The 17,738-nt window shown below is 64.2% G+C and carries 16 protein-coding genes and 1 pseudogene; 14 read left to right on the top strand and 3 right to left on the bottom strand.

All coding sequences use genetic code 11. The features are described 5' to 3' along the window. Positions 1–47: 47 nt before the first annotated feature. The 8 genes and pseudogenes from ACVIIW_RS02135 (at position 48) to ACVIIW_RS02100 (ending at position 7,228) form a co-directional block, all read left to right on the top strand. Positions 48–965 carry an NAD(P)-dependent oxidoreductase gene (locus tag ACVIIW_RS02135; protein WP_456699229.1) on the top strand — a complete coding sequence of 306 codons (918 nt, stop codon included), beginning with the start codon at positions 48–50 and terminating at the stop codon, positions 963–965. 9 nt (positions 966–974) lie between these two features. Then, complete coding sequence (locus tag ACVIIW_RS02130) at positions 975–1,328, top strand: RidA family protein (protein WP_456699228.1); 354 nt, start codon at positions 975–977, stop codon at positions 1,326–1,328. Positions 1,329–1,441: 113 nt separating this feature from the next. After that, complete coding sequence (locus tag ACVIIW_RS02125) at positions 1,442–3,103, top strand: thiamine pyrophosphate-binding protein (protein WP_456699227.1); 1,662 nt, start codon at positions 1,442–1,444, stop codon at positions 3,101–3,103. A 3-nt stretch (positions 3,104–3,106) separates the two neighbouring features. Next, a complete protein-coding gene (locus ACVIIW_RS02120) occupies positions 3,107–4,372 on the top strand; it encodes an NAD(P)/FAD-dependent oxidoreductase (protein WP_456699226.1) in 1,266 nt (421 codons plus the stop codon). Positions 4,373–4,381: 9 nt separating this feature from the next. Next, positions 4,382–5,126: pseudogene (locus ACVIIW_RS02115) on the top strand (aspartate/glutamate racemase family protein). Between the two features lie 97 nt (positions 5,127–5,223). Then, the gene (locus ACVIIW_RS02110) at positions 5,224–5,928 is read left to right on the top strand and encodes a GntR family transcriptional regulator (RefSeq protein WP_456699225.1); all 705 of its coding nucleotides are present in this window, start codon (positions 5,224–5,226) and stop codon (positions 5,926–5,928) included. Positions 5,929–6,101: 173 nt separating this feature from the next. Next, positions 6,102–6,632, top strand: a complete 531-nt coding sequence (locus ACVIIW_RS02105) for a phosphonopyruvate decarboxylase (protein WP_456699224.1) — start codon at positions 6,102–6,104, stop codon at positions 6,630–6,632. A gap of 5 nt (positions 6,633–6,637) precedes the next feature. Next, a complete protein-coding gene (locus ACVIIW_RS02100; protein WP_456699223.1) occupies positions 6,638–7,228 on the top strand; it encodes a thiamine pyrophosphate-dependent enzyme in 591 nt (196 codons plus the stop codon). Positions 7,229–7,382: 154 nt separating this feature from the next. Here the strand turns inward: ACVIIW_RS02100 and ACVIIW_RS02095 are convergent, their stop codons facing one another. From ACVIIW_RS02095 to ACVIIW_RS02085, 3 genes are read right to left on the bottom strand one after another with little or no spacing between them, the layout of a single operon-like run. Next, on the bottom strand, positions 7,383–8,177 hold the full coding sequence (locus ACVIIW_RS02095) for an IclR family transcriptional regulator (RefSeq protein WP_456699222.1): 795 nt from the start codon (positions 8,175–8,177) through the stop codon (positions 7,383–7,385). Positions 8,178–8,197: 20 nt separating this feature from the next. Beyond that, the gene (locus tag ACVIIW_RS02090; RefSeq protein ID WP_456699221.1) at positions 8,198–9,931 is read right to left on the bottom strand and encodes an FAD-dependent oxidoreductase; all 1,734 of its coding nucleotides are present in this window, start codon (positions 9,929–9,931) and stop codon (positions 8,198–8,200) included. 8 nt (positions 9,932–9,939) lie between these two features. Beyond that, positions 9,940–11,154: an ABC transporter substrate-binding protein gene (locus ACVIIW_RS02085; RefSeq protein WP_456699220.1), complete on the bottom strand. Its 1,215-nt coding sequence runs from the start codon at positions 11,152–11,154 to the stop codon at positions 9,940–9,942. A 177-nt stretch (positions 11,155–11,331) separates the two neighbouring features. On the opposite strand from ACVIIW_RS02085, the gene ACVIIW_RS02080 reads away from it, so the two are divergent. The 6 genes from ACVIIW_RS02080 to ACVIIW_RS02055 all read left to right on the top strand — a co-directional run bounded on the left by ACVIIW_RS02080 (position 11,332) and on the right by ACVIIW_RS02055 (position 17,738). After that, entirely contained in the window at positions 11,332–12,633 is a 1,302-nt protein-coding gene (locus ACVIIW_RS02080; protein WP_456699219.1) for an MFS transporter, read from the top strand. 263 nt (positions 12,634–12,896) lie between these two features. After that, on the top strand, positions 12,897–14,246 hold the full coding sequence (locus ACVIIW_RS02075) for an ABC transporter substrate-binding protein (RefSeq protein ID WP_456699218.1): 1,350 nt from the start codon (positions 12,897–12,899) through the stop codon (positions 14,244–14,246). Between the two features lie 83 nt (positions 14,247–14,329). Next, positions 14,330–15,214 carry an ABC transporter permease gene (locus ACVIIW_RS02070; RefSeq protein ID WP_456699217.1) on the top strand — a complete coding sequence of 295 codons (885 nt, stop codon included), beginning with the start codon at positions 14,330–14,332 and terminating at the stop codon, positions 15,212–15,214. Further along, on the top strand, positions 15,211–16,101 hold the full coding sequence (locus tag ACVIIW_RS02065; RefSeq protein WP_456699216.1) for an ABC transporter permease: 891 nt from the start codon (positions 15,211–15,213) through the stop codon (positions 16,099–16,101). The genes ACVIIW_RS02070 and ACVIIW_RS02065 overlap by 4 nt, the downstream gene beginning before the upstream one ends. 18 nt (positions 16,102–16,119) lie before the next feature. Then, complete coding sequence (locus ACVIIW_RS02060; RefSeq protein WP_456699215.1) at positions 16,120–17,250, top strand: ABC transporter ATP-binding protein; 1,131 nt, start codon at positions 16,120–16,122, stop codon at positions 17,248–17,250. Further along, positions 17,247–17,738, top strand: coding sequence for a (2Fe-2S)-binding protein (locus ACVIIW_RS02055; RefSeq protein WP_456699214.1), 492 nt, complete (start codon positions 17,247–17,249; stop codon positions 17,736–17,738). Before ACVIIW_RS02060 ends, ACVIIW_RS02055 begins: the two co-directional genes overlap by 4 nt.

Raw genomic sequence — 17,738 nt, 5'->3', positions numbered from 1 at the left:
TAGTCCTCTGGCAAAGCGAGAGAAAATTGCGTCAGAGGAGGAAGTCTGTGCGCGCTGTTTTCGTCGATGCCAACGACACGCTGGCAGCGGTCACCGAGAAGCTGCTGGGCGGGACCAAGCTGCCTGTTGGCATCAACCGCAATCCTTCCATCAAGTCGGACGATCTGCCCGACCTGCTCGGCGATGCCGAGATCATGATCGTCGACCATACGGCCGTGCCATCAGCGATCGCGGAGAAGTGCGCGAAGCTGAAGCACGTCATCTTTCTCGGCACCGGCGCGCGCAGCTACATGAATCCGGAGGAGCTCGCTGCGCGTGGAATCGCCGTCCATACCATCAAGGGTTATGGCGACACCGCGGTGGCCGAATGCGCGATCGCGCTGATGTGGGCCTCGGCCAAGAATTTTGGCGAGATGGACCGCGGCATGCGTGAGGGCAACTGGCTACGGCGTGATGCCGTGCAGCTCACCGGCAAGACGCTCGGCCTGATCGGCTTCGGCGGCATCGCGGCCGAAGCCGCGCGCATGGCGGCCGGCTGCGGCATGAAGGTGATCGCCTGGAACAGGACGCCGAAGACGCATCCCGGCGTCGAGTTCGTCTCGCTGGAGAAGCTGCTGGCGGAGAGCCACGTCGTCTCGCTGCATCTCTTGCTCAACGACGAAACCAAGGGTTTCCTATCGCGCGAGCGTATCGCCCGGATGCGCAAGGGCAGCATCCTGATCAACACGGCGCGCGGCGCTGTCGTCGACGAAGAAGCGATGCTGGATGCGTTGCGCTCGGGCCATATCGCGCATGCCGGCCTCGACGTCTTCACCGTCGAGCCGCTCCCGGCAGGCCACGCGCTGACAAAGCTGCCGAACGTGACGCTGTCGGCGCATTCGGCGTTTCGTACGCCCGAGGCCAGCGACAATCTCATCGGCGCGGCGCTCGATCACTGCCGCCGCGTCATCGCGACCGGCACGTAAAGGACATCCATGTCTGATATCACGCGCATCGACCAGAACGCCCGCCGCAGCCGCGCTTCCGTGTTCGGTGATCTCGTTTTCCTCGCCGGCCAGGTAGCGGATACCAAGACCGCTGACATCGCCCAGCAGACCCGCGAAGCATTGGCGAAGGTCGATGACATGCTGGCCCGCGCCGACACCGACAAGTCGCGCCTGCTCAGCGTTCAGGTCTGGCTGAAAACCATGGACGATTTCGACGCGATGAACGCGGTGTATGATGCCTGGGTCGTTCCGGGCAACGCACCGACGCGTGCCTGCGGCAAGGTCGAGCTCGCCGATCCGGCCTACCGCATCGAGGTGATCGCGATTGCCGCGCGCCGCTGACATGCGCGCCGCTGCCCTCTGAACCGTTTGCATCGGCCTTGCGCGTTGTTTCCGCCTGTCCTACGCCACCTCGGAACAAAAACGCATTCGCTAAAGCCTGCAGGGAGCTGTCAATGACCATCAGAAACACCCGCACCGGGGGCCAGATCCTGATCGACCAGCTGGTCGCGCAGGGCGTCGACCGCGTCACCTGCGTGCCCGGCGAGAGCTACTTGGCGGCGCTCGATGCGCTGCATGACAGCCCGATCGACGTCGTGATCTGCCGCGCCGAAGGTGGCGCGGCGATGATGGCCGAAGCCTATGGCAAGCTCACCGGCCGGCCCGGTGTCTGCTTCGTCACCCGGGGTCCCGGCGCGACCAATGCCAGCCATGGCGTCCATATCGCGATGCAGGATTCGACGCCGATGATCCTGTTCGTCGGCCAGGTCGATACCGGCATGCGCGAGCGCGAGGCGTTCCAGGAGCTCGACTACAGGGCGGTGTTCGGCTCAATGGCGAAATGGGCGGTCGAGATTGATCGTCCCGACCGCATTCCCGAACTGGTCGCGCGCGCCTTCCGCGTCGCGATGCAGGGCCGCCCCGGTCCCGTCGTGATCGCGCTGCCCGAGAACATGCTGACCGAGACCGCCGCTGTCGCCGATGCCATGCGCATCGAGCCGGCGGTGAGCTGGCCGGCGCCATCAGATCTCGAGCAGGTCGGTGCAATGCTGGCGAGCGCCAAGGCGCCGCTGGTCATCCTCGGCGGTTCGCGCTGGACCGATGAGGCGACCAAGAGCGTCGCGCGTTTCGCCGAGCGCTTCGACCTGCCGGTCGCGACCTCGTTCCGCCGGGCCTCGCTGATCGATGCCGACCATTCGCACTATGCCGGCGACCTCGGCATCGGACCGAGCCCGAGTCTCAAGGCCCGCGTCGACAATGCCGATGTCATCCTTCTCGTCGGCGGCCGCATGTCGGAGATGCCGTCGTCGTCTTACACGCTGCTCGACATTCCCGCGCCGAAGCAGAAGCTGATCCATGTGCACCCAGGCTCGGAAGAGCTCGGCCGCATCTATCAGCCTGATCTCGCGATCCAGGCGACGCCGGCCGCATTCGCCGCCGCCGTCCAGGCGCTGAAGCCTTCAGGCGCGGTTGCCTGGAAGGGCGAAGCCGCCAAGGCGCATGCCGACTATCTCGCCTGGACCGACAAGGCGCGTGAGCTGCCGGGCACGTTCCAGTACGGCCAAGTCATGACCTGGCTGCGCGATCGGCTGCCGAAGGACGCGATCGTCTGCAACGGCGCCGGCAATTATGCCGGCTGGATCCATCGCCATCACCGCTTCCACAGCTTTGCGTCTCAGCTCGCGCCGACCTCGGGGTCGATGGGCTATGGCGTGCCGGCGGGCGTGCTCGCCAAGCGGCAGTACCCGGATCGTGTCGTCGTCGCCTTCGCCGGTGACGGCTGCTTCCTGATGAACGGCCAGGAATTCGCGACCGCCGTGCAGTATGACGCGCCGCTGATCGTGATCGTCGTCGATAACTCGCAATACGGCACCATCCGCATGCATCAGGAGCGCGACTATCCCGGCCGCGTCGTCGGCACCCAGCTCAAGAACCCTGATTTTGCGATGTATGCGAAGGCGTTCGGCGGTCATGGTGAGCGCGTCGAGCGCACGGAAGAATTCGCGCCGGCGTTCGAGCGCGCGCTGGCCTCGGGCAAGCCGTCGATCCTCCACTGCATCATCGATCCCCGCGCGATCTCGGTCGGCAAGGACTTTACGCCCGCGGTGAAGGCGTAGGCGATGTCGGAGAGCCGTCACGTCGCCATCATCGGAGCCGGCGCGATCGGCGTGATCAGCGCCATCGAGGCACTGCGCGAGGGACATCGCGTTACACTGATCGATGCCGGCGCGCCCGGTGGCGAACAGGCCGCCAGCTACGGCAACGCCGGCTGGCTCTCCTCGCATTCGGTGATCCCGCCGGCCGAGCCGGGCACCTGGAAGAAGGTGCCTGGGTATCTCATGGATCCGCTCGGCCCGCTCGCGATCCGCTGGTCGTATTTGCCGAAGGCGCTGCCCTGGCTGCTCAAGTATCTCCTTTCGGGCTGGACCGAGGCGCGCGTCGAGAAGACGGCGCTTGTGCTGCGCGATCTCCTGAAGGACGCGCCGCTGTTGCACCGGAAGCTCGCGGAAGAGGCAGGCGTTCCCGAACTGATCGAGCGCAACGGCGTGATGCATGTCTTCCCGTCGCGCGGCAATTTCGATGACGATCTCGGCTGGCGGCTGCGCAGGAAGGTCGGCATCGAATGGCTGGAGCTCAATGCCGACGAGATGCGTCAGCGCGAGCCGGATCTGCATCCGCGCTACACTTTCGGTGTGGTGGTGGAGGAAGCCGGACGTTGCCGCGATCCCGGCGCATACGTTGCGGCGCTCGCCCGGCATGCGCTGGCGAACGGTGCCAAGCTGGTGCATGCGAAAGCCACGGGGCTCAAGCTTGCGGGCAACAAGCTCGTCGCCGTCTTTACCGAGACCGGTGAGATTGCGTGCGATGCCGCGGTGGTCGCAGCCGGCGCGCGTTCAAAAAAACTCACCGCATCGGTCGGCGATCCGCTGCCGCTCGAAACTGAGCGCGGCTATCACGTCATGATCGAGAATCCGGAAACGGGACCACGCAGCTCGATGATGGCGTCCGACGCCAAGATGGTGGTGAACTGGACCAACAAGGGCCTGCGAGCCGCCGGCACGGTCGAGATCGCGGGCCTGGAGGCCGCGCCGAACTGGAAGCGCGCCGAGATCCTGCGCAACCACCTTCTCAGCATGTTTCCGAAGCTGCCGAGGGACATTCCGGCGTCGCGTATCAAGACCTGGTTCGGTCATCGCCCCAGCATGCCTGATGGTATTCCCTGCATCGGCCATGCGCGCGCCTCGCGCGATATCGTCTATGCCTTCGGCCATGGCCATATCGGGCTGGTCGGCTCGGCCCGTACCGGCCGTCTTGTCGCCCAGCTCCTGAGCGGCAAGCAGCCGGAAATTCCGCTCGCACCGTTCTCGCCCAATCGCTTCCTCTGAGATCGCACCATGACTCAAGCAGCCAGCTCATCTTCCCGCATCGCCCGTGGCGGCAAGGCCATCTACGGCGCACCTCTCGGCATCCTGATGCTGGAAGCGCGCTTCCCCCGCATCCCCGGCGACATGGGCAATGGCACGACCTGGCCGTTTCCCGTGCTGTATCGCGTGGTGAGCGGCGCATCGCCGGAGAAGGTGGTGCTGAAAGGCGCCGCCGGCCTGCTGCCCGATTTCATCGATGCTGCCAAGGATCTGGTGCGGCTCGGGGCCGAAGCCATCACCACCAATTGCGGCTTCCTCTCGCTGTTCCAGAAGGAGATCGCGTCGGCTGTCGGCGTTCCCGTTGCGACCTCCTCGCTGATGCAGGTGCCGTGGGTACAGGCGACCTTGCCGCCGGGCAAGCGCGTCGGCCTCGTCACGGTGTCGGGCTCGACCCTGACGCCGGCCCATCTCGAAGGCGCAGGCGTGCCGCTCGATACACCGCTGGTCGGCACCGAGCACTGGCAAGGAATTTTTCCGGGTTCTGATCAAGGCCGAGAAGGACGACATGGATGTGGCCCAGGCCGAGCGTGATGTCGTCGAGGCGGGAAAGCAGCTGGTTGCGAAGAATCCGGACGTGGGCGCCATTGTGCTCGAATGCACCAACATGCCGCCTTATGCGGCCGCGTTGCGGGCCGAGGTGGGGTTGCCGGTCTACGACATCTATTCCATGATCACCTGGTTTCATGCGGGGCTGCGCCCGCGCGCCTTCAGCTGATTCTGGATGTCACCCTTCACGACCTCCACTTTCGTTTGCATTGCAATCATTCCTGCAGCCCCAGTATATTGGCTGTGTTCGAGCATGAATGCTGCTGATGATGAGTAACGTGGAACTGGCTTCCGACAGTATCGTCGATCGCGTCTATGAACAACTCAAGGCGATGGCCGTGAGCTACGAGTTCAAGCCGGGCGAACGGCTCAACGAGGGTGAGCTGGCCAAGCGGCTTGGCGTCAGCCGCACGCCGCTGCGCGAAGCCCTCAACCGTCTCAACACCGAAGGTTTCCTGCGCTTCACGCCAGGCAAGGGCTTCTTCTGCCGCGAACTCGACGCGCACGAGATCTTCGATCTCTACGAGCTGCGCAAATCGATCGAGGTCGCCTCGGTCCGCCTCGCCATCAGGCGCGCCAGGGACGAGGACATCGACTCGCTCCTGAAATTCCTCGAAGCCACTGGCCCCGATCCCGGCGAGCGCTCTTCCGTGGAGTTGGTCGAACTCGACGAGACGTTCCACGAGCGGCTGATGGCCATGTCGACCAATGCCGAGATGCTGCGTGTCTTGCGCAACGTCAATGCCCGCATCCGCTTCGTGCGCTGGATCGACATGGACAGCATCAACCGCTCCAACACCCAGGCCGAGCACCGCGCCGTCCTCGAAGGCCTGAAGGCGCGCAACGAAGAGGTCTGCGTGTCCGTGCTGGAGAAGCACATCGATCGCCGCCTGGATCGCATCACGTCGGCGATCAAGGAAGGCTACGCGCAGATCTACATGCCGGCCGCGGTGAGGTCCGCGGCGAATTGAGGTTCTCACCTCGTCCGGGGTGGGGAGAACGCATCTGTAATTCACCAGAGGGAGGCGGTCGGTGGCTCCATGCTCCCAGCTATACAATCCCTCGATACCTGATCGTCCCAGACAGTCAGAGCTTTCGTTCGCAAACATCGCTAGCATCTCTCCTGAAATTCACGGAGACTCAGGTGCAAAGCCCCAAGCCCCATCCCGAAATCGACTGGCCATCCGAGCTCTATCGCGTCCTGAAGACGGCCGACGTCAAGCAGATGTCCTACGTGCCGGATGCCGGCCACAGCCAGCTGATCCGCTTGTTCTCCGCCGACGCTGACGTCACCACCAATGTGCTGACGACCGAAGAGGAAGGCATTGCGATCGCCGCGGGCGCCTGGCTTGGCGGTCAGCGCAGCGTGCTGCTGATGCAGTCGAGCGGGGTCGGCAATTGCATCAACATGCTGTCGCTGTCCGCGATTGGCCGCTTTCCGCTCTTGATGCTGGTGACGATGCGCGGCGAATGGGCCGAGTTCAATCCCTGGCAGGTGCCGATGAGCCGGGCGACGCAGCCCTCGCTGGAGGCGATCGGCCTGAAGGTGATGCGCGCCGAGACGGCAGGGGATTTGGTCGAGACAGTCGAATCCGCGGCAGCGCTCGCCTACGAATCCGACCAGCAGATCGCTGTTCTGATCGGGCAACGCCTGATTGGCAAGAAGAAGTGGTGATACCGATGAGCGTTCCCTCCGAACTCGATCGTCGTGCAGCGGTTGCGGCCCTTCTCAAGAATCGCAAGGACACGTTGGTTGTCGCTGGCCTCGGCTCGCCGACCTACGATCTGCACGCGGCCGGCGACCGCGACGACAATTTCTATCTCTGGGGCGCCATGGGCGGCGCCGCGCTGATCGGCCTTGGTCTTGCCCAGGCGCAACCTTCCAGGCGCGTCCTCGCGTTGACCGGCGACGGTGAGCAGTTGATGGGCCTCGGCGGCATCGCCACCATCGGCGTCGCCCGGCCGCGCAATCTCGCCATCGTCGTGATCGACAACCAGCATTTTGGCGAGACCGGAATGCAGGCGAGCCACACCGGGCGCGGTGTCGATCTCACGGCGATCGCAACCGCCTGCGGTTTTGTCGCAACGGCGACCGTTCGGACGTTGGAGGAGGTGCGAGGCCTGGCCGCTGATATCGCCGAACCGGCCGACGGCCCGCGGCTTTTTGTCGTCAAGGTCAGGGCCGAAAATCCGCCGCGCTCGCTGCCGTCCCGCGATGCCGTCTTTATCAAGAACCGGTTCCGGGCTCATCTCGGATTTGCGGCGGCCTGATGGCGGGCGATTGCTCCTAACTACACTGTGCCGGTGAAGGACGAGTAGGTCTCGCCGGTGCATCTCAGTCGTCATGCCCGGCTCGACGCGGGCATCCGCGTGCTTTGGCAATTGTGGCGCTGCGTGGATGGCCGGGACAAGCCGCCATGACGGCCTACTCCGCCGCCAAGGTCATCCCATAACCGAGCCGCTTCGAGATGCCGCCGGCACAATCGCGCAAGGCATGCGCGATGGGGCTATCCCAGCGCGCATCGAACGTCCCTTCCGGCCCCATCGCGGTGATGACAAGCGCGACATGGCCGGAATGATCGAATACCGGCGCGGAGAACGCATTGACACCGGGCAGGGGATCGCCGAGCGCGCGGGCGAGACCGTGCTTGCGGACCTCGGTGAGCATGTCGGCGACCTTGGCGCCTTTCACGGCGCGCTTCGGATTGTAGCCGACGCCCTGGCGATCGAGGCCGCTTTCGAGCGCGGCATTGATCGTCTTCTCCGGCAGGAAGGCCGCGAAGGCGCGGCCGGTGGCGGTCTCCAGCAGCGCCATCACCGAGCCCGCGCGCATCACGACGTGCACGGGCTGGCCGGGCTCTTCCAGCTGCACCACGGTCGGGCCGTACGTGCCCCACACCGCGAGCGAGACGGCGTGACCGACCTGGCTCGCGAGCGCGGCAATCTTCGGCTGCGCGATGCGGACGCCGGAGAGGCGGCGCAGGCTGATCAGGCCGAGCTCCAGCGCCAGCGCGCCGATCTCGTAGCGGCCGGTGGTTTCGTCCTGTTCAATCAGGCCGATGCGCGAGAAGCTGGCGAGATAAGGATGCGCCTTGGCGGGCGTCATGCCGGCCTCGCGCGCGAGATCGCGCAGCATCATCGGCTCGCCGCTCCTGGCGAGCGCACGGAGCAATTCTCCGCCGACCTCGATGGACTGGATGCCGCGGCTTTCTCTCTTCATGCGCCTCCGATGCGCTTCGCTTAGGCCGCGTCGCGCTTGGCGGCGCTGTCGGCGAGATGACGGCCGGCAATGTAGCCGAAGGTCAACGCTGGCCCAAGCGTGATTCCGGCGCCGGGATAATTGCCGCCCATGATGCTCGCCATGTCGTTGCCGGCCGCGTAGAGCCCGGGAATCACCCGGCCCTCGGAATCCAGCGCGCGGGCGTTCTCGTCGGTGACGATGCCGGCATAGGTGCCGAGGTCGCCGATGACCATCTTGATGGCATAGAACGGCCCGTTTTCGATGGGCGCGATGCAGGGATTCGGACCATGCATGGCGTCGCCCTGATAGCGGTTATAGGCTTTTGATCCCTTGCCGAAGGCAGCGTCGTGACCCAGCGGCGCAGTTGCGTTGAATTGCTTGATCGTCTCGGTGAACGCCTTGGCATCGATGCCGGCTTTCGCCGCCAGCGCCTCCAGCGTCTCGCCGCGCATGAGGTAGCCGGTCGCGAGATGATGACCGAGCGGCATCGGGAACGGCGGCACGCAGCCAAGTCCGTATTTGCGCAGCGTTGGGTGATCGCAGACGAGATAGGCCGCGATCTCCTCGCCGGGCTTTGCCGCCTTGGTCATGGCCTGGACGAAGTCGTGATAGGAGTTGCCTTCATTGGTGAAACGCTTGCCGTCGCGCATGACCGCGATCACCCCGGGCTTGGCGCGATCGATGAAATGCGGCATCACGCCCTTCGAGCCGTCCTTGCGCGTCGTCAGCGACACGGGCACCCAGGCCGCCGCGTTCGGCAGCCGATCCTCGACATGTCCGCCGGCGCTTTCCGCGAGGCGCAGACCGTCGCCGGTGTTGCCGGTCGGGCCGGGCGAAAAATGCTCATGACCGGTCGGTGCGTGCGGAAACAGCTTTTTGCGGCGCTCGACATCGTGCGGAAAGCCGCCGCAGGCGAGCACGACGCCCCGCCGCGCGCGGACGCGCACGTCGCGGCCGTCGCGCGAGACGATCGCGCCGATCACCGCGCCGTTCTCGACGCTCAGCTTGCGTACCGGCGATGACAGCCACATCGGAATCTTCAGATCCTGCGCGGATTTGGCGAGACGCCCCGCGAGCGCATTGCCGTTGGTCAAGGTCATGCCGCGGCCGTAGCGCAGCACGTCCATCAGATGCCGAGACAGCCGCTTGGCGACGTAGACCGCCGATGTCAGCGACTTCGTTACGCGCATGAAGTGGATGATCTCTTTGCCGCTTCCGAGCATCATGCCGAACACGGTGAGCTCCGGCAGCGGCATGCCCAGCGTCGTGATCTGGTCGCCGAGTTCGCGGCCGTCGAACGGCCGCGTCACCATCGAGCGACCGCCTTGCGCGCCGCCTGGCGCCTCGGCGTGATAGTCCGGGAACACCAGCGGCATGTCGAAACGCAGCGCGGTCTTGGTGGTGAAGAAATCGACAGCCTCGGGGCCAGCGCTCAAGAACGCATCGACGCGCGCGGCGTCAAAATTGTTGCCGGCCTCGTGCCGCAGATAGGTGCGAGCCTGCTCCGGCGTCTCCGCGATGCCGTAGGCCTTCGCCAGCGAGGTCCCGGGGATCCACAACCAGCCGCCGGAGCGCGCCGTGGTGCCGCCGAAGCGCTGCTCCTTCTCGACGATCAGCACCTCGAGGCCGCGATATCGTGCGGTGATCGCGGCCGACATGCCCGAGCAGCCCGATCCGGCCACGAGCACATCGCACTCGTAAGTCTCAATTGCGTTGTGCGCGTTGCCGGTCATGTCTCACCTCAGTTCTTCAGAAGCGGACATTTGGATTCGGAGACCGGGCGGAAGGCGTCCTCGCCCTTCACCGTCTTGATGATGTCGAGATAATCCCAGGGTTCCTTCGACTGCTCGGGCGACTTCACCTTGGCCAGATACATGTCGCGGACGACGCGGCCGTCCTCTCGCAACTTGCCGCCGTGAACGAAGGTGTCCTCGATCGGCAGCTCGCGCATCTTGGCCATGACCTTGGCCGGATCGTCGGTGCCGGCGGCCTTGATGGCTTTGAGATAGTGCAGCACCGAGCCGTAGACGCCGGTATGGATCATGGTCGGCATCACATTGGTGCGGGCGAAGAATTTTTTCGACCAGGCGCGGGTCGCCTCGTCCATGTTCCAATACGACGCCGTCGTCATGTAGGTGCCCTGCGCGGCCTTGAGGCCGACCGCGTGCACGTCGGTGTCGAACATCAGGAGACCGACGAGCTTCTGGCCGCCCTGGACCAGACCGAACTCGCCGGACTGCTTGATGGCGTTGTCGGTGTCCTGGCCGGCATTGGCGAACGCGACGACGTCAGCCTTGGAGCTCTGCGCCTGCAGCGCGAACGAGGAGAAGTCGGCCGTGTTGGTCGGATGCCGGACGCCGCCGAGCACCTTGCCGCCCATCTCGTTGATGAAGCGCGTGGCGTCCTTCTCGAGTTGCTGGCCGAAGGCGTAATCCGCGGTGATGAAGTACCAGGATTTGCCGCCTTCCCTGATCACGGCGGACGCTGTGACCTTGGACAGTGCGTAGGTGTCGTACGTGAAGTGCACGGTGTTCGGGCTGCACAGCTCGTCGGTGAGCGAGCTCGCGCCGGGGCCGGAGAGCAGGGCGATCTTGTTGCGCTCGCGCACCATGTTGTGCACGGCGATCGCGATGCCGGAATTGGGGATGTCGGCGACGGCGTCGACCTTGCCGTTGTCGAACCAGCCGCGCACGATGTTGACGCCGACGTCGGTCTTCATCTGGTGGTCGGCGCTGATGATCTCGATCGGCTTGCCGAGCAGGGTCGGGCCGAATTCCTCGACCGCCATCTTGGCCGCCTCGACGGATCCCGGCCCCGAGTTGTCACGGCCCCAGCTCGACAGGTCGGTCAGCACGCCGATGCGCACCACGTCGTCGGAGACTTGCGCGCTCGCGACCGTGGTCATGGCAGCAGACATCATGGCGGCGAGCATGGCGCAGGCCAAAAGCCCTCTCATGTCATTCCCTCTCTTTTATGGCCGCTCGGCGCGGCGGGTTGTTTTGATCCAAATTAAATAAAGACGAATGAGTTTGTCAATAACGAATAATGAGGCTGGATCGGTCGAATGCGCCGCACGTTGCAGCCCCGACCGTGTTTGGCCATGATGCCCTCCGGAATTGTGGGGCGGATGGCAATGACGGCAGCAGCGGGAGTCTCCGGCGCAACGGAGCGATCGACGACGGCCCATGTGGTGTGGGCGAGCGCGCTCGGCACCGCGATCGAGTGGTACGACTTTCTGATCTATGGCACGGCCGCCGCACTCGTGCTCAACAAGCTGTTCTTCCCGGGCTTCGATCCCTTCGTCGGCACGCTCGCGGCATTCTCGACCTACGCGGTCGGCTTCGTGGCACGGCCGATCGGCGGTGCCATCATCGGGCACTATGGCGACCGGCTCGGCCGCAAGACAATGCTGGTCGCGACCATGATCGCGATGGGGCTCGGCACGTTCCTGATCGGCTGCTTGCCGGCCTACAGCCAGATCGGCGTGTGGGCGCCGATCCTGCTCGTCGCGCTGCGCTTTATTCAGGGCATCGGTCTCGGAGGCGAATGGAGCGGCGCTGTGGTCATGGTGGTCGAGCACGCCGGCAGCAGGCGCGGCTTTTACGGCAGCCTGGTGCAAATAGGCTTTCCGGTTGGCGTTGCCGCTTCCACCGGCATCTTCGGGCTGATGACGCAATTGCCCGAAGCGGATTTTCTGAGCTGGGGCTGGCGTGTGCCGTTCCTGATCAGCATCGTGCTGGTCGGCATCGGCTTCATCGTACGTCTCAAGCTCGCGGAGACGCCGCACTTCAAGAAGGTCGTCGAACGCAAGGAAGTCTTGGCGCAGCCGGTCTGGGACGTGCTGCGCCGCGACTGGCGAAGCTTTCTGCTGGCGATCGGCATCACGGTGTCGGAAGTCGGGCTTGCGTATCTCCTCACCGTTTTCGTCGTGGTCTATGCCACGGCAACGCTCGGCTTGCCGCGCCAGGTGATCCTGAATGCGGTCGTCTACGCCGCGATCGTCGAGTTCGCGACGCTGCCGCTGGCCGGCTGGCTATCGGATATCTTCGGCCGCAAGGCGTTGTATCTCGCCGGCGGCGTGTTCTCGGTGGCGCTGGCGTTTCCGCTGTTCTGGTTCCTCGATACCAGGGATCCGGGACTGATCACGTTCGCACTCGTCGTCACCATGACCCTGACACATGCGCTGCTGTTCGGACCGAAAGCCGCGTTCATGCCGGAGCTGTTCCGCACGCAAGTGCGCTACAGCGGCGCCTCGCTGGGTGCCAATGTCGCAGCCGCACTGAGCGGCGGCTTCTCGCCGTTGATCGCAACCGCGTTGCTCGCCTGGGCCGGCACTTACTGGCCGGTGTCGCTCTACATCATCGCGTTGTCGATCATCACCATCACCGCGACGCTGATGACGCCGGAGACGGCGCGCGAGACGCTCAAGTCCTGACAGGACTCGTCGTCAGCTCCGCTGTGTGAACGGGCGGGCGAGCCCCATTGCCGCGCCTATTCTGCACGGTCTGGCGCCTTCTTATGCGCTTCTGCCAAAAGCAAATGCAGCGGGCCGATCCATTAGCCGCGTTTATGCGGCGAATTTTTACTTCCAATTTTACTTCGCAAAATCTCAGCCATAGCCTCACGCGCAACTGATCCCATCTGCAGCCGGTCAATGGCGATCGGTGCGAGCGTTCATCGTAGCCAACGAGGGTTGCCATGTCTGACGAGACGAAGGGGAATTTCACGTCCGATCCGGCGGGAACGGCAGCGAAGCCCGTGAAAAAGCTGAGCCGTCGCACGCTATTGAAGGGGACGGCCGCGGTTGCGGGCGCAGCCGCAGGATCGGATGCGATCCGCGGATTCCCGACCATCTGGGCGCAGGAGATCAAGGACATCGAGTTGCGCCATGTCGGCGTGTCCTATTCGGTGGTGAAGGCGATCGGTGACCAGGCCGCCAAGGATCTCGGCTTCAAGGTGACGATGCAGAACCTCGACACCTCCGCTGCCATCAACCGCTTCATAAGCCAGCCTAATACGGTCGATATCGCCGATCTCGAGGGCTGGCAGGCCAAGCTCGCCGCGAAGCGAGCCGTCATCCAGGGCATCGAAGTCAAGAAGATCAAGGAGTTCGACAACATCCTGCCGATCTTCACCAAGGGCGAGATCGACGGCCACAAGATCCCGCGCCAGGGAATCTCGCCCTATGAGGCCATGTACATCGCCAAGCCCGACGCGACCGATTTGAATGACGGTGTCACCGAATGGGCGACGTTCCTGCCGCAGGTCTACAACGCCGACTCCATCGGTTATCGCCCCGACCTCGTCGGCCACGAAGTGACCGAATGGAAGGATCTGATCGATCCCAAGTTCAAGGGCAAGGCCGCGATCCTCGACGTGCCCGCGATCGGCATCATGGATGCCGCGCTCTGCTTCGAAAGTGCCGGGCTGATCAAGTACGGCAACAAGGGCAACATGACCAAGGAGGAGATCGACTTCACCTGCAACAAGCTGATCGAGCTGAAGAAGCAGGGCCAGTTCCGCGCGACCTGGACCACCTTCGACCAGTCGGTGCAACTGATGGCCGCGGGCGAAGTGGTGATCCAGTCGATGTGGTCGCCCGCGGTCGCTGCCGTCCGCGTCAAGGAGATTCCCTGCGTCTACGCGCCTGTTAACGTCAAGGACGGCAAGGAAGGCTATCGCGGCTGGTGCAACGGCATGGGCCTGATGAAGCATCTCTCCGGCAAGAAGCTGGAGGCGGCTTACGAATATCTCAACTGGTATCTCTCAGGCTGGCAGGGCGGCTTCGTCGCGCGCTACGGCTATTACAGCCCGGTGCCTTCGACCGCGAAGAAATTCCTCACCCCGGCCGAATGGGCGTTCTGGTACGAGGGCCAACCCTCGCCTGAAGTCGTCAACGATCCCTATGGCGTTGCGATGGAGAAGGCCGGCACCAAGCGCGACGGCGGCTCGTTCCTCGATCGCGTCAAGAACATCTCGTGCTGGAACACGCTGATGGACGAGGCGGCGTACATGAACAAGCGCTGGAACGACTTCAAGGTGGCCTGAGGCCTGCATTCCCTGACGTCAACGAAGCACCGGCGCCGTGACGCGCCGGTGCTGATAAGACCGCCATCGAGGCCATTGGTCATATGCAGCCGAGTCCAGGTCCATTTCCATCACGCTCCAATCTCGCCGGCTGGCTCTATGTTTCGCCGCTGGTCATGGTTCTCGTGCCGTTCTTCGTGGCGCCGATCCTGGTCGTGCTGGCTGCGAGCTTCTCCGCCACCGACGGCTTTGGCGGGCTGACCCCGAGCTTTACGCTGGCAAGCTATGTCGAAGTGCTGCATTCGGCGCTGACGTTGAAGCTGTATCTGGCGACGATCAAGTTCACCGCGCTGACGTGGGTCATCACGCTGGTCATCGGCTTCCTCGTCGCCTATTTCCTCGTCTTCCACGTTCGAAACCAGCTCTTGGCGATCGGCCTTTTCCTGCTCTGCACGGTTCCGTTCTGGACCTCGAACATCATTCGGATGATTTCCTGGATCCCGTTGCTCGGCAAGGAGGGCCTGATCAACCAGGCGCTGCTGGCGATGGGTTTGATCCATCAGCCGCTCGAGGTGTTGCTGTTCTCCGATCTCGCCGTCGTCATCGCCTATGTTCACCAGCTCACGATCTTCATGATCGTGCCGATCTTCAATTCCATGGCCCGGATCGACAAGAAGCTGATCGAAGCCGCGATCGATGCCGGCGCCAGCCGGTTCGACATCATGCGCCTGATCGTGGTGCCGATGTCCAAGAGCGGTATCGCGCTCGGCACCATCTTCGTGGTCTCGATCGTGATGGGCGACTTCTTCGTGGTCAAGGTGATGTCCGGCGGCGGCTCGGCCTCGGTCGTCAGCGCGTTCTACGAGGACGTCGGCGTGCTGCAATATCCGACCGCCGCGGCAAGCGCCGTTCTGCTGACGCTGGTCCTGGTTGCGATCGTCTCGCTGATCCTGCGCACCGTCGACATCAGGCAGGAGATCACGCGATGAGCGCTGTCCTTGCCGACATGCCCGAAACGGTCACGCATGCGACGACCAAGGCGATCGCGCCCAGCAAGGGCGGCCGGCCCTGGACGTTCTACGTTCTGGCGACGCTGTTCGCCTTCTACGTCATCGCGCTCTACGGCCCGATGTTCTGCATCTACGTCCTGTCGTTCCAGGACATCCGCGGCGGCCTGGTGTTTCCGATGAAAGGCTATTCGCTGCACTGGTTCGTTGATCTCTTCACCCAGGTGCGGACCGGCGACGTCAAGGGCTCGTTTGATCGCTCGATCAAGCTCGCCGTCGTCGTCACCATCATCACCGTGGTGGTGTCGTTTCTTGCAGGCCTCGGCTTCCGCAGGCGCTTTCGCGGGGACACTTTTGTCTTCTACATGATGATCGGCAGCCTGGTGGCGCCCGGGCTCGTGCTCGGCCTCGGCACGGGTCTTCTGTTCCAGGCGCTCGGTCTGAACGCAAGCTGGTACACCTCGGCGCTGGGGGCGCAGTTGTCCTGGACGCTGCCGTTCGGCGTGCTCGTGATGTTCGCGGTGATGTCGCGCTTCGACCACGCCTGGGAGGAGGCGGCCTACGATCTCGGCGCCAGTCGCTGGCAGTCGATCCGGCTGGTGATGATCCCCGTGCTGGCGCCCGGCCTCGTCGCAGTCGCACTGTTCGGCTTCACGCTGTCCTACGACGAGTTCGCGCGCAGCCTTCAGACCGCGGGTTCGCTGAACACGCTGCCGCTGGAAATCTGGAGCATGACGCTGAACGTCACCTCGCCCTCGCTCTATGCGCTCGGCACGGTGACCACCGTCGTCTCCTTCATCGTCATCGGCGCAAGCCTCGGCAGCATCGTGTTGATCCAGAAGAAACGCGGCAGCCAGGCCAAAGGTTGAGCAAGGGTTGAGACGGGAATGAAAAGCGATCGTGGCGATATCGAACTTGCAGGCGTCTGCAAGAGCTTTGACGGCATCACCAACGTGGTCGACGGCGTCAATCTCAGGATCGCAGATGGCGCCTATTGCTGCTTCATCGGCCCGTCCGGCTGCGGCAAGACCACGATCCTGCGCATGATCGCCGGTCACGAGGATCCGACCTCAGGCGAAATCGTCATCGGAGGCCAGAATGTCGTCGGGCTCGCGCCCGTGCAGCGCCGCACCGCCATGATGTTCCAGTCCTACGCGCTATTCCCGCATCTGACGGTGCGCGAGAACATCGCCTTTGCATTGCGGGTCCGCGGTCAGTCGAAGGCCGATCGCCTGCGGGCGGCCGACGCCATGATCGAGAAGGTGCGGCTGACGCAGTTCGCCGACCGTCTGCCGGCCCAGCTCTCCGGCGGCCAGCAGCAGCGCGTTGCGCTGGCGCGGGCGGCGATCACCGAACCAAGGGTGCTGCTGCTCGACGAGCCGCTGTCCGCGCTCGACGAGCAGCTTCGCGTGCAGATGCGCCAGGAGCTCCGGCGCATGCAGCAGGAGCTCGGCATCACCTTCATCCATGTCACCCACACCCAGCTCGAGGCGATCGCGCTCGCCGATCTCGTGGTGGTGATGGAGCACGGCAAGATCAAGCAGGCTGGTGCGGCGCGCGACGTCTACGCGCATCCGCACGATCGTTATGTCGCCGAGTTCATGGGCGGGCAGAACGTGCTGTCCGGTCGGGTCGAGAAGGTCAACGGTGCAAGCTTCACCCTCTCGCAGGCCGCACCTGATGGCATCGAGGTGCCGCTGCAGGCGCGCGCGACCGTCGGCATCGGTGACATCGTCGATATCGCGGTCCGCCGCGACGACGTTGCTCTTGTCAGGCCGGGCAGGGACCTGCCGCCAGGTTGCACCACGTCGCTGCCGAGCCGCGTGCTCGCGATCGAGTACCAGGGCTATTTCGTCAAGGTGATGCTCGACACCGTGCCCGACGACGAGTTCGTCGCCTACGTGCCGGAAAAAACCTTCTTCGCAGATCCCTTCACCGTCGGCGATGTCGTGATGGCCACATGGGCCACCGGCAGCGCGTTGCCTCTCGCCTCAAGACCCCTGCGCACAGGAGCATGACCGTGCAGATATCCTTCACACTCAACGGCCGGCCCATCACTGTCGAGGTCGAACCGGCAACGCTGGTCGCCGAGCTGCTGCGGGAGCAGCTCAACCTCACCGGCACCCATATCGGCTGCGACACCAGCCAGTGCGGCGCCTGCGTGGTCCATCTCGACGGACTGCCCGTGAAGAGCTGCACGTTGCTGGCGCCCGCGCTCGACGGAGCGACGCTGCTCACCATCGAGGGTCTGGAAGGCGCGCCCGGCTCGAACCAGATGCATCCGATGCAGGAGGCGTTTCGCGAGCATCATAGTCTGCAATGCGGCTTCTGCACGCCCGGCATGCTGATGACCGCGGTCGCGCTCGCGACCGAGAAGAGGGATCTGACCGAGGCCGATGTCCGTCACGGCCTGGAAGGCAATATCTGCCGCTGCACCGGCTACCAGAATATCGTCGTTTCGGTCATGGCCGGCGCTGCCGCCATGAGCGCCGCCAAGGGAGAATGA

This window comes from Bradyrhizobium sp. USDA 4449 (assembly GCF_054056275.1).
This window is presented reverse-complemented; position numbering and strand designations above follow the sequence as displayed.